The organism is Salmonella bongori NCTC 12419 (genome assembly GCF_000252995.1).
GTDB classification, from domain to species: domain Bacteria; phylum Pseudomonadota; class Gammaproteobacteria; order Enterobacterales; family Enterobacteriaceae; genus Salmonella; species Salmonella bongori.
The window spans coordinates 2,733,241-2,757,975 of sequence record NC_015761.1 but is presented as its reverse complement, the minus strand read 5'-3'; the positions used below and the strand labels follow the sequence as shown (position 1 = coordinate 2,757,975).

The following is a 24,735-nucleotide window of genomic DNA, read 5'->3' as shown; positions in this document are numbered from 1 at the left end:
AAAAGACCTATGCAACATTTGGATATCTCTGAATTAGTTCGTTCCGCACTGGAAGTGAGTGGTTGCGATCCAGCATTAATTGGAGGAATAGATAGTCACTCGACAATTGTTCTGGATTTATTTGCATTACCCAGTATCTGTATCAGCGTTCAGGATGATGATGTATGGATCTGGTCACAATTAGGTGCTGACAGTATGGCAGTATTAAAACAGCGAGCCTATGAAATCTTAATGACCATAATGGAAGGATGCCAATTTGTCCGCGGCGGACAATTGTTATTAGGGGAACAGAATGGGGAATTAACGCTTAAAGCTTTAGTTCATCCTGATTTCTTATCAGACGGTGAGAAATTCTCTAATGCATTGAATGGATTTTACAACTATCTGGAAGTTTTTAGTCGGTCGCTAATGAGATGAAAACACCTCGTTTACTTCAGTATCTGGCCTATCCACAAAAAATAACGGGCCCAATCATTGAAGCGGAATTGCGTGATGTGGCCATCGGCGAACTGTGTGAAATACGCCGTGGCTGGCATCAAAAACAGGTCGTCGCACGCGCGCAGGTCGTTGGCTTACAACGGGAGCGCACTGTGCTCAGCCTTATCGGCAATGCCCAGGGATTGACCCGCGATGTGGTGCTTTATCCTACAGGGCGCGCGTTATCAGCGTGGGTAGGATATTCGGTATTGGGCGCGGTGTTAGACCCGACGGGGAAAATCGTTGAGCGTTTTACCTCTGAAGTGGCACCGATTAGCGAGGAACGCGTCATTGATGTCGCGCCGCCTTCTTATGCGTCGCGCGTGGGTGTCCATGAACCGCTGATTACCGGCGTTCGGGCGATTGACGGGCTTTTGACCTGTGGCGTAGGTCAGCGAATGGGGATTTTTGCTTCTGCAGGATGTGGTAAGACCATGCTGATGCATATGCTAATCGAACAAACGGAGGCGGATGTCTTTGTTATTGGCCTTATCGGCGAACGAGGCCGTGAAGTCACTGAGTTCGTGGATATGCTGCGCGCCTCACATAAGAAAGAAAAATGTGTTCTGGTTTTTGCCACCTCCGATTTTCCCTCGGTGGACCGCTGCAATGCGGCGCAACTGGCGACAACCGTAGCGGAATATTTCCGCGACCAGGGCAAACGGGTTGTGCTCTTTATCGATTCTATGACCCGTTATGCGCGTGCTTTGCGAGACGTGGCCCTGGCGTCAGGCGAGCGTCCGGCCCGTCGCGGTTATCCGGCCTCCGTATTCGATAATTTGCCCCGTTTACTGGAACGTCCTGGGGCGACGGGGAAGGGAAGCATTACTGCCTTTTATACGGTGCTGCTGGAAAGTGAGGATGAGGCTGATCCGATGGCAGATGAAATTCGCTCTATTCTTGACGGACACCTGTATCTGAGCAGAAAGCTGGCCGGGCAGGGACATTACCCGGCAATTGATATTCTTAAAAGTGTCAGCCGCGTTTTTGGACAAGTTACGACGGCGACACATGCTGAGCAGGCTTCTGCTGTACGTAAATTAATGACGCGCCTGGAAGAGCTCCAGCTCTTCATTGATTTAGGAGAATATCGTCCCGGTGAGAATATTGATAACGATCGGGCGATGCAAATGCGGGATAGCCTGAAAGCCTGGTTATGCCAGCCGGTGGCGCAATATTCATCTTTTGATGACACGTTGAGCGGTATGAATGCATTCGCTGACCAGAATTAAAGTGCTGCAGCGGCGCTGTACGGTATTTCATTCCCAGTGTGAGTCGATATTACTTCGCTATCAGGATGAGGACCGTAGATTGCAGGCTGAGGAGGCGGCGATTGTTGAACAGATCGCGGGTCTGAAATTGCTATTAGATACGCTGCGTGCAGAAAACAGACAACTGAGCCGTGAAGAAATTTATTCGTTATTACGTAAGCAGTCTATTGTTCGTCGGCAGATAAAAGATTTAGAACTTCAAATTACCCAAATTCAGGAAAAACGGGACGAACTGGAAAAGAAAAGACAAGAGTATCAGGAAAAAAGTAAGTACTGGTTGCGTAAAGAAGGCAACTATCAACGTTGGATAATCCGTCAGAAAAGACTCTATATTCAGCGGGAGATACAGCAGGAAGAGGCCGAGTCAGAGGAGATAATTTAATGGGCGATGTGTCATCTGTCAGTTCATCCAGAAATTTTTTACTGCCGCAGCAGGATGAGGTCAGCGGTTTATCAGAAGCATTAAAGAAAGCGTTGGAAAAACATAAGACAGAATATATCGATGACAAAAAAGATCGCGAATATGGCGATACTTTCGTTATGCATAAGGAAACAGCATTACCCGTTTTACTGGCGGCACTGCGACAGGGCGCGCCAGCGAAATCAGAACAGCACAGTGGTCATGCTTCGGGTCTGCAGCATAATGTGAAAGGCGATTTTCGGATTGCAGAGAAATTGTTGAAGGTCACATCTGAAAAATCAGTCACGCTGGTATCAGACGTGAAGAAAGCAGATAAAACCGCGGCGTTATTATCGTCCAGGAATATGCAGGTAGCTGAAGTCGGCAGTAAAAAATTATCCACTGACTTAAAAGCCGTCAGTGAATTAGCGGATAACGCCATGGGTGTCACGGACGATAATGTCAAGGCGATCCATGGAGATCATAAAGTTATCGCGGGCGAAGGCGTTCGTAAAGACGGAACGCCGCTGGCGGGGGATGTCGCCTCTTCCCGTATGGCGGCAACCAATACCAGTAAGTCTGATGATAAAGATCATAAGAAGATCAAAGAGGCTTCTCAGCTTTCCCTGCAACCCACAACGATTGCCGATCTCAGCCAATTATCCGGTGGTGATGAAAATATGCCTTTAGCGGCGCACTCAAAACAGGCGATGACGACTTTCCCGATCACCGATGGGGTGAAGGGAGATGATAACTCGCTGACTTACCGTTTTCAGCGCTGGGGAAATGACTACTCCGTCAATATTCAGGCGCGGCAGGCAGGGGAGTTTTCGTTAATACCGTCAAATACGCAGGTTGAGCATCGTTTGCATGATCAATGGCAGAACGGTAACCCTCAGCGCTGGCACCTGATGCGAGACGATCAGCAAAACCCGCAGCAGCAACAGCACGGACAGCATTCTGGCGAGGAGGATGACGCCTGATGTCTTTGCGTGTGAGACAGATCGAGCGCCGCGAATGGCGGTTGGCTCAAACCGCGGCAGCATGCCTGCGCAACGGCCAGGACGCCACGCTGGAGTATCCGACGCGACAGGGAATGTGGGTTCGGGTGAGCGATGCAGAAAAAAGATGGTCGGCCTGGATTAAACCCCGTGACTGGCTTGAACATGTTTCTCCTGCTCTGGCGGGGGCGGCGGTTTCTGCCGGCGCTGAGCATCTGGTTGTTCCCTGGCTTGCGTCGACAGAGCGGCCATTTGAATTACCCGTACCGCATTTGTCCTGCCGGCGTTTATATGTGGAGGATCCGGTGCCGGGAAGCGCACTGCCAGAAGGGAAACTGCTGCATGTTATGACCGAGCGGGGGGGCCTGTGGTTTGAGCATCTTCCTGAACTGCCCGCCGCCGGAGGAGGCAGACCGAAAAATCTGCGTTGGCCGTTACGTTTTGTTATCGGTAGTAGCGACACGCAGCGAGCGCTACTGGGCCGTATCGGGATTGGCGATGTGCTCCTGATTCGCCATTCCAGTGCGGAAGTTTATTGTTATTCGAAAAAGTTAGGTCATTTCAACCGTGTTGAAGGGGGAATTATTGTGGAAACGTTAGATATTCAGCATATCGAAGAAGAAAAAAATGAAACAGAAACTGCAGGAATTCTGCCTGGCCTGAATCAATTACCCGTCAAACTGGAATTTGTTTTGCATCGTAAGAACGTGACTCTGGCCGATCTCGAAGCGATAGGACAGCAACAGCTATTATCGCTGCCGACAAATGCTGAATTGAATGTTGAGATTATGGCGAATGGCGTTTTGCTTGGAAATGGCGAGCTGGTACAGATGAATGACACCTTAGGTGTTGAGATTCATGAATGGTTGAGCGAGTCTGGTAATGGGAAATGATATCTCATTAATTGCCTTACTGGCATTTTCCACCCTGTTGCCCTTTATTATTGCTTCAGGAACCTGTTTTGTTAAGTTTTCGATTGTATTTGTCATGGTGCGTAACGCCCTGGGACTGCAGCAGATACCGTCAAATATGACGCTTAACGGCGTCGCCTTGCTGCTTTCAATGTTTGTTATGTGGCCAATAATGCACGATGCCTACGTCTATTTTGAGGACGAAGGGGTTTCATTTAATGATATTTCGTCATTAAGTAAACATGTTGATGAAGGGCTGGACGGCTACCGTGATTATCTGATCAAGTATTCAGATCGGGAGTTAGTCCAGTTTTTTGAAAGCGCGCAACTGAAGCGTCAATATGGAGAAGAGACTGAAACGGTAAAACGTGATAAAGAAGAAATTGAAAAACCTTCAATCTTTGCGTTATTACCTGCCTATGCGCTGAGCGAAATAAAAAGCGCGTTTAAAATTGGTTTTTATCTCTATTTGCCCTTTGTCGTCGTCGACCTTGTGGTATCCAGCGTGTTGCTGGCGTTGGGGATGATGATGATGAGTCCGGTGACGATATCTACACCCATTAAGCTGGTGCTTTTTGTCGCGCTTGATGGCTGGACCTTACTGTCTAAGGGATTGATATTACAGTATATGGACATTGCAACATGACATCATTACGAGACGGGAAAGTTAAATGGATGATTTAGTGTTTGCAGGTAATAAGGCGCTCTATCTTGTTCTGATCCTTTCAGGATGGCCGACGATTGTCGCAACGGTTATCGGCCTGCTGGTTGGATTATTCCAGACGGTAACGCAATTACAGGAACAAACGCTGCCTTTTGGTATTAAGTTACTTGGCGTGTGTTTATGTCTGTTCTTACTGTCTGGCTGGTATGGCGAAGTTTTACTCTCTTACGGGCGTCAGGTGATATTTCTGGCGTTGGCGAAGGGGTAAAAAATGTTTTATGCGTTGTACTTTGAAATTCATAACCTGGTTGCCGCTGCGGCAATGGGATTTGCTCGTGTGGCGCCGATTTTTTTCTTTCTGCCCTTTTTAAATAGCGGGGTATTAAGCGGCGCGCCGAGAAATGCCATTATCGTACTGGTGGCGCTGGGAGTATGGCCGCATGAACTGAGTGAGGCGCCGCCGTTTTTATCGGTGGCGATGATCCCGTTAATTCTGCAAGAAGCTGCGGTAGGCGTTATGCTGGGCTGCCTGCTGTCGTGGCCTTTTTGGGTGTTACATGCGTTGGGCTGTATCATCGATAACCAGAGAGGCGCAACGCTCAGTAGCAGTATCGATCCGGCAAATGGCATTGATACCTCGGAAATGGCTAATTTCCTGAACATGTTTGCCGCGGTCGTGTATTTACAAAATGGCGGGCTGGTTACCATGGTTGACGTCTTAAATAAAAGCTATCAGCTATGCGATCCAATGAATGAGTGTACGCCTTCATTACCGCCTTTATTAACGTTTATTAATCAGGTGGCGCAAAATGCGTTAGTTCTGGCCAGTCCGGTCGTATTGGTTTTGTTGCTGTCAGAGGTCTTTCTGGGATTATTGTCGCGTTTTGCTCCCCAGATGAACGCGTTTGCTATTTCACTGACGGTGAAAAGCGGTATCGCGGTATTAATCATGCTGTTTTATTTCTCTCCAGTACTCCCGGACAATGTGCTGCGACTGTCTTTCCAGGCCACGGGATTAAGTAGCTGGTTCTACGAGCGGGGAGCAACGCATGTCGTCGAATAAAACAGAAAAACCGACTAAAAAAAGGCTGGAAGACTCCGCTAAGAAAGGCCAGTCATTTAAAAGTAAAGATCTTATTATCGCCTGTCTCACCGTAGGGGGAATTGCCTATCTGGTGTCGTATGGCTCATTTAATGAGTTTATGGGGATTGTTAAGCTCATCATTGCGGATAATTTTAATCAGAGCATGGCTGATTACAGTCTGGCCGTTTTTTGGTTAGGACTAAAATACCTGATCCCATTTATGCTGCTCTGCTTAGTGTGCTCCGCATTACCGGCCTTATTACAGGCTGGATTTGTGCTGGCGACAGAGGCATTAAAACCCAATTTGTCAGCGCTAAACCCTGTCGAGGGGGCGAAAAAGATTTTCAGTATGCGTACGGTAAAAGATACGGTTAAAACCTTACTGTATCTCTCCTCCTTTGTGGTAGCCGCAATAATCTGCTGGAAAAAATATAAGATTGAAATCTTTTCGCAGTTAAATGGCAATGTTGCGGGAATGGCCGTTATCTGGCGTGAACTTCTTCTCGCGTTAGTATTAACCTGTCTTGTTTGTGCATTAATTGTTCTATTATTGGATGCCATCGCTGAATATTTCCTGACCATGAAAGACATGAAAATGGATAAGGAAGAAGTAAAGCGTGAGATGAAAGAGCAGGAAGGCAATCCGGAGGTTAAATCCAAACGGCGTGAAATTCATATGGAGATTTTGTCTGAACAGGTGAAATCTGATATTGAAAACTCGCGTCTGATTGTGGCTAACCCAACACATATTACTATCGGTATTTATTTTAAACCTGAACTGATGCCGATTCCGATGATCTCGGTGTATGAAACTAATCAGCGCGCGCTGGCCGTTCGTGCCTATGCGGAGAAAGTTGGCGTACCCGTTATCGTCGATATCAAACTGGCGCGTGCGCTTTTTAAAACTCATCGTCGTTATGATTTGGTGAGTCTGGAAGAAATTGATGAAGTTTTACGTCTTCTGGTGTGGCTGGAAGAGGTGGAAAACGCGGGCAAGGACGTTATTCAGCCTCAGGAAAACGAGGTCCGGCACTGACCCGCGTGAAGCAGTAGTGATTTATTCATTGGGCGTTTTTTGAATGTTTACTAACCACCGTCAGGATTTAATACCTGCATCAGATAATCGCAGTCGTTAAATTCTGCAAAATCGGTGACAGATAATAGGAGTAAGTAATGGATTATCAAAATAATGTCAGCGAAGAACGTGTTGCGGAAATGATTTGGGATGCCGTTAGCGAAGGCGCCACTCTGAAAGACGTTCATGGAATACCTCAGGATATGATGGATGGTTTATATGCTCATGCTTATGAGTTTTATAACCAGGGACGTCTTGATGAAGCAGAGACATTCTTTCGTTTCTTATGCATTTATGATTTTTACAATCCCGATTACACCATGGGACTGGCGGCGGTATGCCAACTGAAAAAACAATTTCAGAAAGCCTGTGATCTTTATGCAGTGGCTTTTACGTTACTTAAAAATGACTATCGCCCCGTTTTTTTTACCGGGCAGTGTCAATTGCTTATGCGTAAAGCAGCAAAAGCCAGACAGTGTTTTGAACTTGTCAATGAACGTACTGAAGATGAGTCTCTTCGGGCAAAAGCGTTGGTCTATCTGGAGGCGCTAAAAACCGCGGAGACAGAGCAGCATAGTGAACAAGAAAAGGAATAATTATGGTAAATGACGCAAGTAGCATTAGCCGCAGCGGATATACCCAAAATCCGCGCCTCGCAGAGGCGGCTTTTGAGGGCGTTCGTAAGAACACGGACTTTTTAAAAGCGGCGGATAAAGCGTTTAAAGATGTGGTGGCCACGAAAGCAGGCGATCTTAAAGCGGGTACAAGGTCCGGAGAGACCTCGATAAATACGATCAGCCTGACGCCGCCTACGGACGCCGCCAAAGAAAAGCTCTCCAGCGAAGGTCAATTGACGCTGCTGCTTGGCAAACTCATGACGCTACTGGGCGATGTTTCGCTGTCTCAACTGGAGTCTCGTCTGGCGGTATGGCAGGCGATGATTGAGTCACAAAAAGAGATGGGTATTCAGGTATCGAAAGAATTCCAGTCGGCTCTGGGAGAGGCTCAGGAGGCGACGGATCTCTATGAAGCCAGTATCAAAAAAACGGATACCGCCAAGAGTGTTTATGACGCGGCGGCCAAAAAACTGACGCAGGCGCAAAATAAACTGCAATCGCTGGACCCGGCTGACCCCAGCTATGCACAAGCTGAAGCCGCGGTAGAGCAGGCCGGTAAAGAAGCGACGGAGGCGAAAGAGGCCTTAGATAAGGCCGCGGATGCGACGGTTAAAGCAGGCACAGACGCAAAAGCGAAAGCCGAAAAAGCGGATAGCATTCTGACCAAATTCCAGGGAACGGCGAATGCCTCCTCTCAGCAGCAGGTTTCCCAGGGCGAGCAGGATAATCTGTCAAATGTCGCCCGCCTCACCATGCTCATGGCCATGTTTATTGAGATTGTGGGCAAAAATACGGAAGAAAGCCTGCAAAACGATCTTGCGCTTTTCAGCGCCTTGCAGGAAGGGCGTCAGGCAGAGATGGAAAAGAAATCGGCTGAATTCCAGGAGGAAACGCGTAAAGCCGAAGAAACAAACCGTATTATGGGGTGTATCGGGAAAGTGCTCGGCGCGCTGTTGACCATTGTCAGCGTAGTGGGCGCTATTTTTACCGGCGGGGCGAGTCTGGCGCTGGCCGCAGTAGGGCTTGCAGTAATGGTAGCCGACGAGATTGTGAAGGCGACGACGGGAGTGTCGTTTATCCAACAAGCGCTGAATCCAATTATGGAGCATGTGCTGAAGCCGTTAATGGAGCTGATTGGCAAGGCGATTACCAAAGCGCTGGAAGGATTAGGCGTCGATAAGAAAACCGCAGAAATGGCCGGCAGTATTGTCGGGGCGATTGTCGCAGCCATTGCGATGGTCGCAGTCATTGTGGTGGTCGCCGTCGTCGGGAAAGGTGCCGCGGCGAAACTGGGTAGCGCGCTGAGCAAAATGATGGGCGAAACGATTAAGAAGCTGGTGCCTAATGTGCTGAAACAGATGGCGCAAAACAGCAGCAAATTCCTGACCCAGGGAATGCAGCGTATTACGACCAGCCTGGGTAATGTGGGCAGCAAGATGGGCCTGCAAACGAATACGTTAAGTAAGGAACTGATAGGGAATACTTTAAATAAAGTGACGCTGGGCATGGAAGTGACGAATACCGCAGCCCAGTCAGCCGGTGGTGTTGCCGAAGGCGTATTTATCAAAAATGCCAGCGAGGCACTTTCTGATTTTATGCTCGCCCGTTTTGCCATGGACCAGATTCAGCAGTGGCTTAAACAATCCGTAGAAATATTTGGTGAAAACCAGAAGGTGACTGCGGAACTACAAAAAGTCATGTCTTCTGCGGTACAGCAAAATGCGGATGCGTCGCGTTTTATTCTGCGCCAGAGTCGCGCATAAAAACTGCCAAAATAAAGGGAGAAAAATATGTTAGTTAGCAATGTGGGAATTAACCCCGCAAATTATTTAAATAATCATTCTGTTGAGAATACTTCACAGCCAGGTTCGCAATCCGTTAACGTTAAAGATATTTTGAACCATATTGGCATTAGCAGCGGCAAAATTGGTGATCTGGGATTGAGCCCTACACTGAGCGCGCCAGCACCAGGGGTATTAACGCAAACCACCGGAACGATCACCTCATTTTTGAAAACCGCTATTCAGAATACTGACATGAATCAGAATCTGAATGCCCTGACAAATAATGTCACGACGAAAGCGAACGAGATGGTGCAGACCCAGTTACGTGAGCAGAAGGCGGAAGTCGGAACATTTTTTGATATTAGCGGGATGTCTTCTAATGCCGTTGCGCTGTTGGCTGCCGCAAATACGTTAATGTTGACGCTGAACCAGGCGGATAGCAAACTGTCTGGTAAATTGTCATTAGTGAGTTTTGATGCAGCCAAAACGACGGCAAGCGCCATGCTGCGTGAAGGGATGAATGCGTTATCCGGCAGTATTTCACAGAGCGCGCTGCAGTTGGGGATCACTGGCGTAGGCGCGAAACTGGAATATAAAGGGCTGCAAAATGAGAGGGGCGCGCTTAAACATAATGCCTCGAAGATCGATAAACTGACCACTGAAAGCCAGAGTATTAAAAATGTGCTGAACGGGCAGAATAGCGTCAAACTCGGCGCTGATGGCGTCGATTCTCTGAAAACGCTAAATATGAAGAAAACCGGCGCTGATGCAACGAAAAATCTGAATGACGTAACGCTTAAACCTAACGCCAGCACCAGTGCGACGGAAAGTCTGGACATTAAAGACAGTAATAAACAAATTTCGCCTGAACATCAGGCGATTCTGTCGAAACGTCTTGAGTCTGTCGAATCCGATATTCGTCTTGAACAGAATACCATGGATATGACACGAGTCGATGCGCGCAAAATGCAGATGACGGGCGATCTGATTGTGAAGAACTCGGTCACGGTCGGCGGTATTGCAGGGGCGTCCGGCCAGTACGCTGCTACTCAGGAACGTTCCGAGCAGCAGATTAGCCAGGTGAATAACCGCGTTGCCAGCACCGCATCGGACGAAGCCCGTGAGAGTTCACGTAAATCGACCAGCCTGATTCAGGAAATGCTGAAAACAATGGAAAGCATTAACCAGTCGAAAGCATCCGCACTCGCTGCAATCGCAGGCAATATTCGCGCTTAATCTGACAGGTCATCTATACGCCATCAGGGGAGTGATGTAATCGCTCTCCTGATGGCGAATTGGGGATATTATGCTTAATATTCAAAATTATTCCGCTTCTCCTCATCCGGGGCTCGTTGCTGAACGGTCGCAGACTCCTTCGGCGAGCGAGCATGTCGAGATTGCCGCGGTACCGTCTACCACAGAACATCGCGGCACAGATATCATCTCATTATCGCAGGCGGCGACTAAAGCCCAGCAGGCACAACAGACGTTGCAGTCAACGCCACCGATCTCTGAAGAGAATAATGACGAGCGCACGCTGGCGCGCCAACAGTTGACCAGCAGCCTGAATGCTCTGGCGAAGTCCGGCGTGTCATTATCCGCAGAACAAAATGAGAACCTGCGAAGCGCGTTTTCTGCGCCGACCTCGGCCTCATTTAGCGCTTCGCCTATGGCGCAGCCAAAAACAACTATTTCCGATGCCGAGATTTGGGAGATGGTTTCCCAAAATATCTCTGCGATAGGTGACAGCTATCTGGGCGTTTATGAAAACGTTGTCGCAGTCTATACCGATTTTTATCAGGCTTTCAGTGATATTCTTTCCAAAATGGGAGGCTGGTTATCACCGGGTAAAGATGGAAATACCGTTAAGCTAAACGTTAATTCGCTTAAAAGTGAAATAAGTAGTCTGGTTAATAAATACAACCAGGTAAATCAAAATACGATTTTATTTCCCACGCAGAACGGTAGTGGCGTAACAACTGCGTCGAGAGCGGAGGCCGAACAGTGGATTAAAGAACTGAATTTACCAGACAGCTGCCTAAAGTCGTCAGGTGGCGGTTATGTTGTACTGGTGGATTTGGGGCCACTGAACAAAATGGTAAGCGATCTTGGTGGAATAGGATCTGGTACTGCCCTCGAAATGGATAACGCCAAATATCAGGCCTGGCAGTCTGGTTTTAAAGCGCAGGAAGAAAATTTAAAAACAACGCTACAGACGCTGACGCAGAAATACAGCAATGCCAATTCATTGTACGACAACCTGGTCAAAGTGCTGAGCAGTACGATAAGTAGCAGTCTGGAAACCGCCAAAAGCTTCCTGCAGGGATAACAGAAGAGGACATTAATAATGGTATCAAGTGTAAGCCTTCAGTCTCCGGTCAGGATGGCGGGTATACAAAATGAGGTAAAAATGCAAGCGACGAAGCTTGCAGCGAATATCTCGGCAATCAGAGAAAGTGCGACTACTTCTCCTTTAGGGGACATTAAAGGCCCTAAACTGGAAGATTTTCCGGCGCTGGCCAGACATGCGAGCCTGGAGACGTTATTTAAATGTGGGAATGACACTGAAGCGCTAAAGGCGATTTTCGCTGGTTCAGATAACGTTGCTGCCAAGAAAGCGGTAACGGAGTTTGCGACGCTTTTTCGCTCAGCGCTAAGCGCCACCAGTCAGTCGGCGGCGGCAACAGAGCTGTTGATCAAGGTGGGGGAAGAGTACACTGCGCAGATCATGAAAGATGGCCTGAAGGAGAAATCGGCTTTTGGACCATGGCTGCCGGCAACAAAGAAAGCGGAAGCAAAGCTTGAAGCCCTGCACCAGAAATTGTTAAGCATCATCACAGAGAATACTGGCGGTAATTTAGGGACATTATCGACGAGCTTTGTCACAAATGAAGTGATGCCGTATGTTGCCGACTGCATTGAACATCAATTTGGTTGTACGTTAGATCCGCAAACGCGCAGTAATCTTACAGCGCTTATTGACAGAGCGGCGGCGAAAACCGTTGATGCTCTGGATATGTGCCATGGAAAATTAACGCAAGAACAGGGTGTTAACCTGGGTAGGGAAGCAAGGCACCTTGAGCTGAAAGCATTAATCCCCGTATTGTTACGTGATATTTTTACGAAAATTCCGGTGGACAAACTGCCCGAGGCTAAAACCCCGGAGCCTGTGGCAGGGCCGACACCTGATGCCGGCAAAAAGCCCGAACCCGCTCCTATCAACATCAATATTACTATTGATAGCAGCCAACATCATGTGGATAACAGCCAGCATATTAATAATAGCCGTAGCCATGTCGATAATAGCCAACGGCATACCGATAGCAGTGTGCATGATAATAGTGTGCATGATAATAGCCGGAAGACAATCGATAATAGCCGGACAATGATTGATAACAGCGTGCGTGATAATAGCCGGAAGACAATCGATAATAGCCGGACAATGATTGATAACAGTCAACGCCATACGAGTACCGGCAGTACCGTAACTCATAACCATTCGCGTATGGAGTCGAATACGCATCACGCCGAGACGACACATCACGCCAGTACGGGGGCGCTTGAGCATGGCGTGGCAGGTAAAATTGACGTCACGGCGAATGCCAAAGCAGAGGTGACCACTAACACCTCAGCGGAAAGTACTGGCAGCAAGGAGATAACGTCTGACAAGGGAAATACGCCTAAGACGGTTGTGTTTGATGAGGTCGATGGCGGAGGCAACAAGACGACTATCGGCAAGCCAGTGCAGGCCACCGTACATCGCGTTGATGATCATAAAGTACAAAGCCAGAAGGCAGAAGTTGTGAATTTAAAGCCGCTTGCAGGCCAGCAGGTTGGCGTCAATAGTGAGAAAGTCCAGCTTCAGCAGTCAGAAACGACGGTAGTTACCGGTAATAAAGCCGATACGGTTGATAAAGATAAAAATCAGACGGATACGACTGGCCAATTTTCTGGTTTGAAATTTAAGCAAAATGCTTTCCTTTCAACAATTCCGAGCGTTACGAATATGCGTTCCACGCATTTCAATGGCCGGGACGGATTTCTGGATGTTATACGTAAAGCCCTGGAACCAGATGCTGGCACGTCATTTCCTGTACGCAGAGCGTTTGACGGGTTACGTTCGGAACTATTGTCCAATGACTCTGTAAAGAGTACTGCGCTGAAAGCGCAATGTGGCAACATTGACAACCACCCGGAATTAAAAGTGAAAATTGATACTCTTAAAGAGGTCATTAGTCAGCATCCACAAAAAGGGAAACTGGCTGAGGTTGCGCAGCTGTTTGCCAGAGAAGCGGGTTTGACAAAACTAAAAGGGGAGACCGACTATTTATTAAGTAGCGTACTGGATGGTGTTCTCGGCGATCCCGGCTGGCGTAATGGCACGACTTTTGAGTCATACCTGAATAAACCTGGTGCGGATCGGGTTATTACTACTGTTGATGGCCTGCACACGCAGTTTTATTAACTGGAAAAGATGCTATGAATATGGATATTGAAGCAAGAGTTAAAAAAGTGATTACCTCCTGTATTGCCGTTGATGTTCATAGCATCAATGGTCAGACCCATCTGGTTGAGGACCTGTACGCGGACTCGCTGGATTTAATTGATATTGTGTTCGGCCTCAGCGAGGAATTTGATATTAGTTGTAATGAAAACGATCTCCCGGATATGACGACCGTGGCGGATATTTGCCAGGTTGTCGAAAAGAGTCTTCTGTCCAGGGGATAGTCTTTTTCTGTCGCTCGACAATTGCATATGATTAATTGTTATGAAAATCATTACACATGTAGTATCGGGTTCAGACAGGGCTGACACTGAAATATCTGATGATATCGCTGATGGCTCACGTCTTATCATTAAAGGTGAGTTACGTCATGTTGAAAATCATCCGAAAGAGCTACTCATATATGTCCCCCCGCGTAGTGAGTGGCTATTTTACTGGATCAAAGGAGAGAAGCATTGCGCCCGGCGTCGGGCGCGCAAGAATATCAAACACTATCTTACCAGCGTAAACTTAAAGAAATAACCTTCTAAAATAGATAATTAGCGAGGAAAGTAAATTGCAAGTACACCAGGATATTATCGCTGATATTGGTGAAAGATTAGGTTTGCCACTTACTTTTGATGACAACAATCAGTGTGTATTACTTCTCGACACCGATATTTTTATGTCTATTGAAGCTAAAGATGATATCTGGTTATTGAACGGTATGATTATACCGTTATCACCGGTTTGTGGTGATGCTATTTGGCGAGAGATTATGGTGATTAACGGTGAGCTGGCTGCGAATAACAAAGGTACGCTAGCCTATGTGGATACCGCCGAAATATTACTGTTTATCGATGTAATTACTGATCTGACCAATATACATCGTATCCTTTTACAACTTGAGTTATTTGTAAATCAGCAGGAAGAACTTAAAAACAGACTGCAAGAATACGCTAAAATTTAAGGAGGGAAAATTGAGTATTTTAACGTTAGCAGCAATGGAAAAACCCAGTGCAATATATGGTGGCCAGCCATATAGCCCTAAAGAACACTCTCATCAGGAGCATGTTGCACCTGAAAAATTTTCATCAAGAATATTAACCTGGCTTGGAAAGGTTCCAGCATTTAAAAATATGGATGCAGTGCGGAAGCACGCAGAAAATACCAAAGTGCAGGAGCAACAAAAATTACAACAGTTTCTTCAGGCATTAGCAGACAAATATGGTGAAAAAACAGTCAAAGATGTAGTGTTTATGTCCGGAATAAATTTGGAAAAGCCCCTGACCCAACGTTTAGCACAGCAGCTCACGGACTGTGCAGAAAGGGCTAACGTTGGGCTTTTTAACCTTATTAAAACTAAAAAAAATGTTGGGGATATAATAATAAAAGGTGGCGATACAAAAGTAGTGGCACAACACAGCGATCCTCATACTGAAGTGAAGCAACAATTGCTCACTATCACCATAAACGGGCTTAATAAAGTGATTCCTGAACTGGAAAATGTAGACGCAACTAGTCTGCGGGAAAATTTCCTGGACATGGCTTCGGGTAACGGCCCACTACGTAAATTAATGACGAATTTACAGAATTTGAATTTAATTCCAGAGGCCAATAGACTTAATGTTTATGCTATAAAGTTAAAAAATATGCAGGTAGGTGTAGCCCCATTCTCACAATGGGGGACCAACGGGGGAGAGGTTGCAAAATGGATTGGTGGGGCATCCGAGCAAGAATTAAGCCAGGCGGTAAACAGGATACACGCGATTACTAAGGAACTGAAAAATATTAAAAATGCCCTTGGGCATGTCATCATCGGCGAGTCGGGAACGCAACCAATAGCCATGGAAAGCCATCTGAATACGAGTATGGCGTAACCTGATAAAAAATAGCTTACTTTTAGAGGTAATCTGAAAGTAAGCTATCGTTATATTATTATTTTTGTAACGCAATAGTAAGCTTTTTGTTTTTTTCTTCTGCGGGCATCTCTTTTAATTTTTTGTAATTCTCCCAAACTTTCTTGGCATAGCGTTTTCTTATCTCCGCCCTTTTTGGCGACGTTCCGGCATTATAAGCGCCAACGGCCTCCCAACTATAACCATAAATTTTCATCATATCTGATAAAATGGATGCACCCACAATGACTGAAATACAGGGGTCCTGTAATAACTGCTTTTCACTGACTCCCATCTTTTTCAACCTTTTCATATGGGAGCTATTAATTTGCATCAAGCCAATATCGGTAGAGCCATCCCGGTTGCGACCAATGGCACCAGGTTTCATTGCCGATTCCTGCTGAGCAATAGCATAAAGCAGTTCTGACTCAATATTAAACATTTTTTCAGCCTGGAGCCAGCAATCGGCCCATGCCGGGCTCATACTAAGCAACCAGATGATGATGGCAAAAAAATAACGCATATCTCCTCTCTCAGATTTTACCTTAATTTCACCAGGCGTGGATCCTGTATCCATCTTTTAAACCAAATATTGTCTTCATTTTTAAATTGCTTCCACATTTTTTCAGCAATAACTTCGCCATGAGCAACCAGTACTAAGGGTAATAGCCCAGGGTTATTGTCAATATTTTGTTCACTTTCCAGAAATTCTTTTATCGCCGGTAAGGCGCGCTCACTATTCTGACAATATTCAGCATAAAGAAGATTAATAGCAATAAGCCCTGTTATTTCATGTGAGGATATTTCTTTAGCTAATAGCCGTGCCAGTTCATGTTTACCTTTAAGCGAAAGAAACATAACTTGCATACTTAATAATATAGGATTATCTTGCAAATGTTGTGTACGTAATTCATCGCCTAAACGTATAGCATCATCAAGGCCTGTATGATAGTAGGTTATCCACAGTTTGGTGATACCTGCAGCGGCGCGCGTTGGGTCTAACTTCAGACACTCGTTAATCATTTGTAAGGCTTCTGCTAGCTGACCGGCCATGAAGAGATTCCAGCCATAATAATATTTTATGTCTGCAGAAACGGGCGAAAGTAAGTTAGCTTGTTTAAATAGCAAACTCCCGACGATATATTCTGAATGAAGCGTATTAATTAACCCCAGTAATCCTAACGCTTGTGGGTTATTATGATCCAACTCTGTCGCCTTGATGGCATATTCTTTGGCCTTAAGCATGGCGTTTTGTTTGTCAAATATCCCCATTTGCGCCATGCTAAGATAGCATTCCGCCAGCGCACAGTAAGGGGCAATGCTGTTTGGCGACATATTTATGCATTGGGTAAGCAATTTAAGCGCTTGCTGTAGGCTGTAGGGCGTATACTGGTTTAGCTCATGCTTACCGCGTAAATAGACCATAGTACTGTCAAGCGAATTTAGCTCGCTAACCTGCTTCGTGTCCCAACGAAGTCCCGGGATACATCTGAGTAAGAGATTGGCGATTTTGTTTTGCAAGAGCGACGCGGGCTGGTTTTCCACCAACTTAATACTTTCCTGATGCAGCAGGTGATAGCCTTTAACCCGAACGATTTCGATCTGTACAACATTATCGTTGCCATCAGGGATCAGCTGCCCGGAGATATAATAATCGGGGCGCAATTGATCCATAAGCTCCAGAATGTCTTTAACGCTGCGACAGTTTTTAGTGATAGTCACTGGCAACACGCTCAGGCCAAAGGGAGCATATTGCGATAGCCCTTTCACAATTGAGTAATGCAAACTCTCGGATTGAATCTGATCCTGCATCTGAAAAGGAAGAATCGCCAGCGTATGAGTGATTGGTTGCGGTGCTGGCGGAGACACCACCACGACCGGTCGGTTAAAACGATAGCCCTGGCCGTACAGCGTTTCAATGTAACGATGTTCCTTATCTTCCGACAGGATACGGCGTAAGGCATAAATGCAGCGGGTAAGCGATTCTTCGTTAACTTCCGCGTCACCCCACACCTGGTCCAGTAACGTGTTTTTACTCACAATCTCGCCGGCGGCTTCGAGCAGGATGACCAGAACGGCATATTCTTTTGGCGGAATATTTACTTTTTTATCTGCCCGTAGCAGGGAACCGTCCATGTTGAGTATAAAATCATCAAAGACGAATTTTTTATTAGATACAGGAACAGGATTAAACTGTGGCATGATAGTTGCGTATTCTCTTACAGGGTGAAATTTATAATAGTTAATACAAACCGTTAGAGCGGAATCTATAGCTCCAATAATTCTGCTGGTATTGATAACGGTCAGGCTGAGCTTTTATTATGAGCTTAATGTCACATTGTATGGTCTCGGGTTTGTATGTTTTGCTCTGTTTTTAACATTGATAATTTAGCTTATGTCTGTGATCTCAAAAATGACATGTTAGTAATAACAATTTTTATATCTGACTGTGATTATTGAATGGGTGCTGCCATATGTCTTATTGCAGAAAAAATCCATGCAGCATCTGAATATTTGCATATTTAACTCGGCCTCATTGCAATGAGGATGCGTTTTGTAGCTATCTTACTGTATTTTTTTGTGGTGTAAATGCTGTCTATTATATCTTCACATCTTATGGTCCAATAATTACACCATCAGAACCAATTCTGCCGGGTGCTCATTACTAAATGACTATTCGTTGAAAGTTTAAAGATATTATTTGGCTTAGGCGTGAAAGTATAAATGTAAAGCTATTCTTTGAGGGTGCGCTTATTTTTATGTTTTTTAAAAGAATAATGACATCTTCTTTTTTTACTCCGTCTCAGGTATAGCGTCAAAAAGGCAATGAAATTATGAACAGTGTCATCCCCAGGCTAGCCCGCCCAGGTAAGATATGGACATCAGGATGAAGAGAGGAGACAGGACAGGTAAAAAGATATCACCGCTGCTGGCAGACGTGACGGTTTCGGTTTACCTTCTCAAGGCAGGTGATTACTCGCGAGAATAAATAGTGTATAGAGATGAATAAAATGCCGGCTTAGTCCACAGGGCTAAAGCCGGAAGAAGATAGTTTCATCTGGACAGATTCTCACGCTGTGAATAAGGTAATATTGGTTTACCCGTCATCATAGCGATGACAAGTTCACAAAAATCGCGTTGCATAATCAGCCTTACAGTAAATTGCCAGAGATATCAATGCAGGCTGTCTTTTGGACAGAACAACAATGTTAAATAGCCTCCCATCCTACTATAGCGTATTAATAAGCGTTTATAATGTTAAATGAAAAAAAGTTTTAATAAAAATATTTTCTTGAGTAATAAATACGAAAAATGTTAGTGATTTGCCATTTTAATGAATGTCGATGGTGTAGTTTTAAAGTATTTCTTAAAACACTGAATGAAGTAAGATGTACTGTCATAACCGCATTTTAATGCTACCGCATTGACATTATGATTACCTATGCGCAAAAGTTTTGCTGCCTGATTCATCCTGGCGGACAAATAGATGTCACTAAAGCTGGTGCCTTCTTCTGCCAGTTTGCGTTTAAGCGTTGATGTGCTCATAAATATATGTGCAGCGACATCGGTAAGCTTCCACTGCCTACCCGGTGAGGAAGAAATAATGTTGTAAACGCGCTCCTTTAACGTTATCTGCGCTGAGCTAAGGATGATCTCATAACTCTCCGGAAGGCGGAGGAAAGCGGTAAGCAGGAACAGTAGAAAATAAGGAATTAATTCTTCATTTTCAATGCAACTTTGGTTGTTACAGTTACTGCAACCTTTGCTGGTATCCTTTGTACAGGAAAACGCTGTTTTCAGATGTTCAAACACCTCCTTTCTGGCAGGAAAGTCAGGCGTATAGAAAATCGTCTGCGCTTTCTCTGTGGGGATTGTCATTTTAGTTTGCTGGTCATTTGGAATGAGTGAATAGAGATCACCAAGGCGTTGTGTGGGTATCTCAAGGACATCGAAATCCATATGACCATTGACTTCTTCAAGCGTTACGCTAACAACTTGCTCCTTTTTGAGTACCAACATCCCAGGCTCTTCACAGTAAATGGTATCGTGATTGTTGCTAATCGTCAGTTTACCGCTACGGAAGCAAACTAAAGTGAAACTGCTTACATAAAGATTTTTTATGGTGAGCTGCTGAGTCTGACTTTTAATTTGCTGCTGGGTGTTCGTCAAAAGTGATTTTAATTTCTGTAAGTTATCCGCGGCAGGACGCAGATGACTATTACTTACAAAGGTTACATTTTCCATATTATCCCTTTGTTGACGTTATTTTAATGTTCCTCACTTGTATCCTACTGAAAAAATCTGAGTTGTAAATGCTCTTTATTAGGCTGCGTTGGCAATGGTCTGATTGTTACACCAAAAGAACTCAAATTTGCGTAATTTATCTACAGTCGTTTAAGCCGTCTCGGGGAAGATGGATCTTTTTAATATGTGTTGAGACGCGTTATACAGAATAAATTGATTTTATTTCTCACTTTTCATTCTATTTTCATCAGGAATCCCTGCGCAGGGCACGGTAATCTGCTGCTATCGAGAACGACATACATCACTAACAGTATATATGGAAACATCAAAAGAGAAGACGATAACAAGCCCAGGGCCATACATAGTCCGCTTACTTAACAGCTCACTGAACGGCTGTGAGTTTCCGTTACTGACTGGCCGTACACTGTTTGTGGTAGGTCAGAGTGATACGCTCACTGCTTCAGGCCAGCTTCCCGATATGCCTGCTGATAGCTTTTTTATTCCCCTGGAACAAGGGGGAATAAATTTTGAAATCCAGGTCAATCCGGACGCGGCCGAAATTATACTCCATGAGCTGAAAGAAGGAAATGCTGAGTCCCGCCCGGTGCAATTAAATACGCCGGTCCAGATCGGTGAATTACTTATCCTGATTCGCCCGGAAAATGAGCCGTGGACGCCAGAGCAGCCAGGGATGCTGGAAAAGACTGAAAAGAAGAGTGAGCCACGTTATAAAAATGGCGTTGTGGCGGCGCTGGCTTGTTTCTTTATATTGGGGATTGGGACGGTAGGTACGCTATGGATACTTAACTCACCGCAGCGGCAGGCGGCAGAGCTCGATTCATTGTTGGGCCAGGAGAAGGAGCGTTTTCAGGTATTGCCGGGACGCGACAAAATTCTCTATGTTGCGGCGCAAAATGAAAGAGATACGCTTTGGGCTCGTCAGGTTTTGGCCAGAGGCGATTATGATAAAAATGCGCTGGTGATTAACGAAAACGAAGAGAATAAGCGTATCTCCACCTGGCTGGATACCTATTATCCACAGTTGGCTTATTATCGGCTTCATTTCGATGAACCGCGTAAACCTGTTTTTTGGTTAAGCCGCCAGCGAAACACGATGAGCAAAAAAGAGATCGATGTTTTAGGTCAAAAGCTGAGAACGCTAATGCCATACGCCGATTCAGTCAGCATCACGTTGATGGATGATGCTACCGCTGCCAGTCAGGCGGAGGCCGGGTTAAAACAGTTGGCGCTACCTTATTCCCGCAGGAATCATAAAGGCGGCGTAACATTTGTTATTCAGGGATCGCTCGATGATGTAGAAATACTCAGGGCTCGTCAATTTGTCGATAGCTATTACCGGACATGGGGAGGACGCTATGTACAATTTGCTATCGAATTAAAAGATGACTGGCTCAAGGGGCGCTCATTTCAGTACGGGGCGGAAGGTTATATCAAAATGAGCCCAGGCCATTGGTATTTCCCAAGCCCACTTTAAATTAACGTAAATAAGGAAGTCATTATGCCAACAACTTGGTCAGGTTATCTGGACGACGTCTCCGCAACTTTTGATACTGGAGTTAATAATCTGCAACAAGACGTAACAAAAGCACTAGAGGATTTAGCAAAAAAACCCTCCGATCCAGCATTGCTGGCGGCGTATCAGAGTAAGCTGTCAGAATATAACTTATACCGTAACGCGCAGTCGAACACGGTAAAAGTCTTTAAGGATATTGATGCCGCTATTATTCAGAACTTCCGTTAATCAGTAATAAGGTGAATTATGTCTATTGCAACGATTGTCCCTGGTAATGCCGTTATAGGGCAGGCGGTTAATATCAGATCAATGGAAACAGATATTGTTTCGCTGGACGACAGGCTACTGCAGGCTTTTTCTGGTTCGGCAATTGCTGCTGCTGTGGATAAGCAGACGATTACCAACAGAATTGAGGATCCTAATCTGGTGACGGATCCTAAAGAGTTGGCCATTTCGCAAGAGATGATTTCAGACTATAACCTGTATGTGTCTATGGTCAGTACCCTTACTCGTAAAGGAGTTGGGGCGGTTGAAACACTATTACGCTCATGATTCGTCGATATCTATATACCTTTCTGCTGGTAATGACCCTTGCCGGCTGTAAGGATAAGGATTTATTAAAAGGACTGGACCAGGAACAGGCTAATGAGGTCATTGCCGTTCTGCAAATGCATAATATAGAGGCGAATAAAATTGATAGCGGAAAATTGGGCTATAGCATTACCGTTGCTGAGCCCGATTTTACCGCCGCGGTGTACTGGATTAAAACTTATCAGCTGCCTCCCCGGCCACGGGTAGAAATAGCGCAGATGTTCCCGGCGGATTCGCTGGTCTCATCTCCGCGAGCTGAAAAGGCCCGGTTATATTCGGCTATTGAGCAGCGACTGGAACAGTCATTACAGACGATGGAGGGCGTGCTCTCCGCCAGGGTCCATATTAGTTATGATATTGATGCTGGTGAAAATGGACGTCCGTCAAAACCGGTTCATTTATCGGCATTAGCGGTATATGAACGAGGTTCGCCGCTGGCGCATCAGATCAGCGATATCAAGCGGTTTTTAAAGAATAGTTTTGCCGATGTGGATTATGACAACATTTCTGTGGTGTTGTCAGAACGTACGGACGCCCAGTTGCAGGCTCCCGGTACGCCAGTAAAACGTAATTCTTTTGAAACCAGCTGGATTGTACTGATTATCTTGTTATCCGTGATGTCGGCAGGATTGGGCGTCTGGTATTACAAAAATCATTATGCCGCCAATAAGAAAGGCATAACGACTGATGAGAAGGCGAAATCGTCGAATGAATAGGCAGTCATTATCTATTATCTGGCAAAAAGTCATTTTTGATCCGTTGTCGTATATTCATCCTCAGCGGTTGCAGATAGCTTCGGAAATGATTGTCAGACCAGCCGCCAGGGCGGCGGCAAATGAGTTAATACTGGCGGCCTTGCAGCTTAAAATCGAAGAAAAGGAGAATATTCAAAATTCACTGACGCAGCTGTGGCTGCGTCAGTGGCACCGACTGCCGCAAATCGCGTATTTACTGGGTTGCCATAAATTAAGGGCCGATCTGGCAAGACAGGGAGCCTTACTTAAACTGCCGGATTGGGCGCAAGCATTTTTGGCAATGCATCAGGGGACGAGTTTATCTGTCTGCGATAAGGCGCCGAATCACCGTTTTTTACTCAGCGTCGGGTATGGGCAGCTAAACGCCCTGAATGAATGTTTACCTGAATCTTTAGCACAGCGTTTTCCTTTGCTTTTTCCTCCTTTTATTGAGGAGGCAGCGAAGCAGGATGCTGTAGAAATGTCAATTTTGCTACTGGCCTTACAATATGCTCAAAAATATCCCAATTCAGTCCCCGCTTTCGCCTGTTGAGGGGATACTGATAAAGCGCAAAACGCTGGAACGTTATTTCTCTCTGGAAAGGCTGGAACAGCAGGCGCATCAACGGGCTAAGCGTATTTTACGAGAGGCGGAAGAAGAGGCAAAGACCTTGCGGATGTATGCCTATCAGGAAGGTTATGAGCAAGGGATGATAGATGCGTTACAGCAGGTCGCCGCTTATCTTACCGATAGTCAGACGATGGCCTGGAAATGGATGGAAAAAATACAGATTTATGCCCGGGAGCTATTTTCAGCAGCAGTCGACCACCCCGAAACGCTTTTAACCGTACTGGATGAGTGGTTGAGAGATTTTAATAAACCGGAGGGGCAACTTTTTTTAACACTACCAGTCAATGCGAAAAAAGAGCACCAAAAACTGATGGTCTTGCTGATGGAGAACTGGCCCGGCACTTTTCATCTGAAATATCATCAGGAACCACGCTTTATCATGAGTTGTGGCGATCAGATCGCAGAATTCTCACCCGAACAATTTGTTGAAACAGCGGTGAGTGTCATTAAGCATCATCTCGATGAACTTCCGCAAGATTGCCGGACGATTTCTGATAGCGCCATCAACGCACTTATTGATGACTGGAAGACAAAAACGCAAGCCTCGTAAATGGAAGCTATAACATGATAACAGCCACGACGTCTTATTTGGTTCCGCCAGCGAACGCTGAAACAACAAATAACAGTGTTATTCCGTTAAGCGCCAGGGCAGCTACGTTGAATAACGAAAATAGCATACGTTTGAACAGTGACGGTGATGTTGCGCTCTATGAGGCATTTTACCAGGCGCTTTTGTCGCTTCCTGAGTCAGGCTCTACTGAAACGCTTAAAGATACTATTTATCAAAAGATGACTGCATTTAAAGATCCGCAAAGTGGCGATCCAGCATTTGTCTCCTTTGAGCAGCAAACGGCTATGCTACAAAATATGATTGGCAAAGTTGAGCCAGGCACAGATTTATATGAGGCATTAAACGGAGTGTTAGTCGGTACGATGAATGCGCAGTCACAAATGACTTCCTGGATGCAGGAGATTATTTTGTCTGGAGGGGAAAGCGAAGAGTCAACTGACTGGTAAAACTCCTGTTTTGATGAGGTGTGAGAGGGTGTGATGTGTTCATTAGCGAATTTCACTCGTTGAAGCATCATGCCACCTTAGGTAGGTTACTGATAATTATGGATAATACGGTTTATGTAAGCCGTGTTATCCTGAAAAACCATATTAATATTGTAAATTTTGATGACAAATAAAAACATTTGGTTTGTAAAGGTGTCTTTTTGTAAATGAATCAAGATGATGTGTAATGTAATTATTGGCTACAATGATGAAATAATTGGATTTAAATCATCTTAGTGAGTTTTAATTATTGCTTTATAAGAATATAACGATTTTAAG

The 24,735-nt window shown here is 45.5% G+C and carries 28 protein-coding genes; 25 read left to right on the top strand and 3 right to left on the bottom strand.

Annotated features, from left to right (window positions below; all coding sequences use genetic code 11):
* The first annotated feature begins 9 nt into the window (after positions 1 to 9).
* The 18 genes from spaK to SBG_RS12885 all read left to right on the top strand — a co-directional run bounded on the left by spaK (position 10) and on the right by SBG_RS12885 (position 15,647).
* Positions 10 to 417 (top strand): SPI-1 type III secretion system chaperone SpaK, encoded by a 408-nt coding sequence (gene spaK, locus SBG_RS12970; protein ID WP_001164074.1) that lies wholly within the window; start codon positions 10 to 12, stop codon positions 415 to 417.
* Positions 414 to 1,709 carry a SctN family type III secretion system ATPase InvC gene (invC, locus tag SBG_RS12965; protein ID WP_000856768.1) on the top strand — a complete coding sequence of 432 codons (1,296 nt, stop codon included), beginning with the start codon at positions 414 to 416 and terminating at the stop codon, positions 1,707 to 1,709. The genes spaK and invC overlap by 4 nt, the downstream gene beginning before the upstream one ends.
* Complete coding sequence (gene spaM, locus SBG_RS12960) at positions 1,687 to 2,130, top strand: SPI-1 type III secretion system protein SpaM (RefSeq protein ID WP_000555888.1); 444 nt, start codon at positions 1,687 to 1,689, stop codon at positions 2,128 to 2,130. Before invC ends, spaM begins: the two co-directional genes overlap by 23 nt.
* Complete coding sequence (locus tag SBG_RS12955) at positions 2,130 to 3,131, top strand: SpaN/EivJ family type III secretion system needle length determinant (RefSeq protein ID WP_000503130.1); 1,002 nt, start codon at positions 2,130 to 2,132, stop codon at positions 3,129 to 3,131. The genes spaM and SBG_RS12955 overlap by 1 nt, the downstream gene beginning before the upstream one ends.
* The gene (locus SBG_RS12950; RefSeq protein WP_000058743.1) at positions 3,131 to 4,042 is read left to right on the top strand and encodes a YscQ/HrcQ family type III secretion apparatus protein; all 912 of its coding nucleotides are present in this window, start codon (positions 3,131 to 3,133) and stop codon (positions 4,040 to 4,042) included. Before SBG_RS12955 ends, SBG_RS12950 begins: the two co-directional genes overlap by 1 nt.
* Complete coding sequence (gene spaP / locus SBG_RS12945; protein WP_000526018.1) at positions 4,032 to 4,706, top strand: SPI-1 type III secretion system export apparatus protein SpaP; 675 nt, start codon at positions 4,032 to 4,034, stop codon at positions 4,704 to 4,706. Before SBG_RS12950 ends, spaP begins: the two co-directional genes overlap by 11 nt.
* A gap of 25 nt (positions 4,707 to 4,731) precedes the next feature.
* A complete protein-coding gene (spaQ, locus tag SBG_RS12940) occupies positions 4,732 to 4,992 on the top strand; it encodes an SPI-1 type III secretion system export apparatus protein SpaQ (protein ID WP_000342504.1) in 261 nt (86 codons plus the stop codon).
* Positions 4,993 to 4,995: 3 nt separating this feature from the next.
* The gene (gene spaR, locus SBG_RS12935; RefSeq protein ID WP_000498970.1) at positions 4,996 to 5,787 is read left to right on the top strand and encodes an SPI-1 type III secretion system export apparatus protein SpaR; all 792 of its coding nucleotides are present in this window, start codon (positions 4,996 to 4,998) and stop codon (positions 5,785 to 5,787) included.
* Positions 5,774 to 6,844: an SPI-1 type III secretion system export apparatus protein SpaS gene (gene spaS / locus SBG_RS12930; protein ID WP_000097726.1), complete on the top strand. Its 1,071-nt coding sequence runs from the start codon at positions 5,774 to 5,776 to the stop codon at positions 6,842 to 6,844. Before spaR ends, spaS begins: the two co-directional genes overlap by 14 nt.
* Before the next feature lie 137 nt (positions 6,845 to 6,981).
* Positions 6,982 to 7,479 (top strand): SycD/LcrH family type III secretion system chaperone SicA, encoded by a 498-nt coding sequence (gene sicA, locus SBG_RS12925; protein WP_000386309.1) that lies wholly within the window; start codon positions 6,982 to 6,984, stop codon positions 7,477 to 7,479.
* Positions 7,480 to 7,481: 2 nt separating this feature from the next.
* Entirely contained in the window at positions 7,482 to 9,263 is a 1,782-nt protein-coding gene (gene sipB, locus SBG_RS12920) for an SPI-1 type III secretion system needle tip complex protein SipB (RefSeq protein WP_000245792.1), read from the top strand.
* A gap of 27 nt (positions 9,264 to 9,290) precedes the next feature.
* On the top strand, positions 9,291 to 10,520 hold the full coding sequence (locus SBG_RS12915) for an IpaC/SipC family type III secretion system needle tip complex protein (protein ID WP_000961387.1): 1,230 nt from the start codon (positions 9,291 to 9,293) through the stop codon (positions 10,518 to 10,520).
* Positions 10,521 to 10,590: 70 nt separating this feature from the next.
* Positions 10,591 to 11,613 (top strand): SPI-1 type III secretion system needle tip complex protein SipD, encoded by a 1,023-nt coding sequence (gene sipD / locus SBG_RS12910; protein WP_000932258.1) that lies wholly within the window; start codon positions 10,591 to 10,593, stop codon positions 11,611 to 11,613.
* An 81-nt stretch (positions 11,614 to 11,694) separates the two neighbouring features.
* Positions 11,695 to 13,749: a pathogenicity island 1 effector protein SipA gene (locus SBG_RS12905; protein ID WP_269453443.1), complete on the top strand. Its 2,055-nt coding sequence runs from the start codon at positions 11,695 to 11,697 to the stop codon at positions 13,747 to 13,749.
* A gap of 14 nt (positions 13,750 to 13,763) precedes the next feature.
* Entirely contained in the window at positions 13,764 to 14,012 is a 249-nt protein-coding gene (locus tag SBG_RS12900) for an acyl carrier protein (protein ID WP_001055583.1), read from the top strand.
* A gap of 40 nt (positions 14,013 to 14,052) precedes the next feature.
* Complete coding sequence (locus SBG_RS12895) at positions 14,053 to 14,310, top strand: hypothetical protein (protein ID WP_000692256.1); 258 nt, start codon at positions 14,053 to 14,055, stop codon at positions 14,308 to 14,310.
* A gap of 34 nt (positions 14,311 to 14,344) precedes the next feature.
* Positions 14,345 to 14,737: a chaperone SicP gene (sicP, locus tag SBG_RS12890; protein WP_001195994.1), complete on the top strand. Its 393-nt coding sequence runs from the start codon at positions 14,345 to 14,347 to the stop codon at positions 14,735 to 14,737.
* Between the two features lie 10 nt (positions 14,738 to 14,747).
* The gene (locus tag SBG_RS12885) at positions 14,748 to 15,647 is read left to right on the top strand and encodes a type III secretion system effector BopA family protein (protein WP_024135099.1); all 900 of its coding nucleotides are present in this window, start codon (positions 14,748 to 14,750) and stop codon (positions 15,645 to 15,647) included.
* Between the two features lie 58 nt (positions 15,648 to 15,705).
* On the opposite strand, the gene iagB is transcribed toward SBG_RS12885, so the two are convergent.
* The 3 genes from iagB to hilD all read right to left on the bottom strand — a co-directional run bounded on the left by iagB (position 15,706) and on the right by hilD (position 19,910).
* Positions 15,706 to 16,188, bottom strand: a complete 483-nt coding sequence (iagB, locus tag SBG_RS12880) for a type III secretion system invasion protein IagB (RefSeq protein WP_001268383.1) — start codon at positions 16,186 to 16,188, stop codon at positions 15,706 to 15,708.
* A 17-nt stretch (positions 16,189 to 16,205) separates the two neighbouring features.
* Positions 16,206 to 17,867 carry a transcriptional regulator HilA gene (gene hilA / locus SBG_RS12875; protein ID WP_001135505.1) on the bottom strand — a complete coding sequence of 554 codons (1,662 nt, stop codon included), beginning with the start codon at positions 17,865 to 17,867 and terminating at the stop codon, positions 16,206 to 16,208.
* Between the two features lie 1,113 nt (positions 17,868 to 18,980).
* Positions 18,981 to 19,910 carry a transcriptional regulator HilD gene (gene hilD, locus SBG_RS12870; RefSeq protein WP_000432692.1) on the bottom strand — a complete coding sequence of 310 codons (930 nt, stop codon included), beginning with the start codon at positions 19,908 to 19,910 and terminating at the stop codon, positions 18,981 to 18,983.
* 316 nt (positions 19,911 to 20,226) lie between these two features.
* Here hilD and SBG_RS12865 point away from each other — a divergent pair, with 316 nt between their 5' ends.
* The 7 genes from SBG_RS12865 to SBG_RS12835 are packed head-to-tail and all read left to right on the top strand — an operon-like array spanning position 20,227 to position 24,417.
* Entirely contained in the window at positions 20,227 to 21,405 is a 1,179-nt protein-coding gene (locus SBG_RS12865; RefSeq protein WP_000450203.1) for a PrgH/EprH family type III secretion inner membrane ring protein, read from the top strand.
* A 24-nt stretch (positions 21,406 to 21,429) separates the two neighbouring features.
* The gene (locus tag SBG_RS12860; RefSeq protein WP_001143443.1) at positions 21,430 to 21,672 is read left to right on the top strand and encodes a type III secretion system needle complex protein; all 243 of its coding nucleotides are present in this window, start codon (positions 21,430 to 21,432) and stop codon (positions 21,670 to 21,672) included.
* Positions 21,673 to 21,690: 18 nt separating this feature from the next.
* Positions 21,691 to 21,996 carry a type III secretion system inner rod protein PrgJ gene (prgJ, locus tag SBG_RS12855; protein WP_000020433.1) on the top strand — a complete coding sequence of 102 codons (306 nt, stop codon included), beginning with the start codon at positions 21,691 to 21,693 and terminating at the stop codon, positions 21,994 to 21,996.
* Positions 21,993 to 22,751, top strand: coding sequence for a type III secretion system inner membrane ring lipoprotein PrgK (gene prgK, locus SBG_RS12850; protein ID WP_000621242.1), 759 nt, complete (start codon positions 21,993 to 21,995; stop codon positions 22,749 to 22,751). Before prgJ ends, prgK begins: the two co-directional genes overlap by 4 nt.
* Positions 22,723 to 23,322 (top strand): oxygen-regulated invasion protein OrgA, encoded by a 600-nt coding sequence (orgA, locus tag SBG_RS12845; RefSeq protein ID WP_015702984.1) that lies wholly within the window; start codon positions 22,723 to 22,725, stop codon positions 23,320 to 23,322. The genes prgK and orgA overlap by 29 nt, the downstream gene beginning before the upstream one ends.
* Positions 23,279 to 23,950, top strand: coding sequence for a type III secretion system linker protein OrgB (orgB, locus tag SBG_RS12840; RefSeq protein ID WP_000916660.1), 672 nt, complete (start codon positions 23,279 to 23,281; stop codon positions 23,948 to 23,950). Before orgA ends, orgB begins: the two co-directional genes overlap by 44 nt.
* A gap of 14 nt (positions 23,951 to 23,964) precedes the next feature.
* Positions 23,965 to 24,417 carry a type III secretion system effector protein OrgC gene (locus tag SBG_RS12835; protein WP_000627001.1) on the top strand — a complete coding sequence of 151 codons (453 nt, stop codon included), beginning with the start codon at positions 23,965 to 23,967 and terminating at the stop codon, positions 24,415 to 24,417.
* The last annotated feature ends 318 nt before the right edge of the window (positions 24,418 to 24,735 follow it).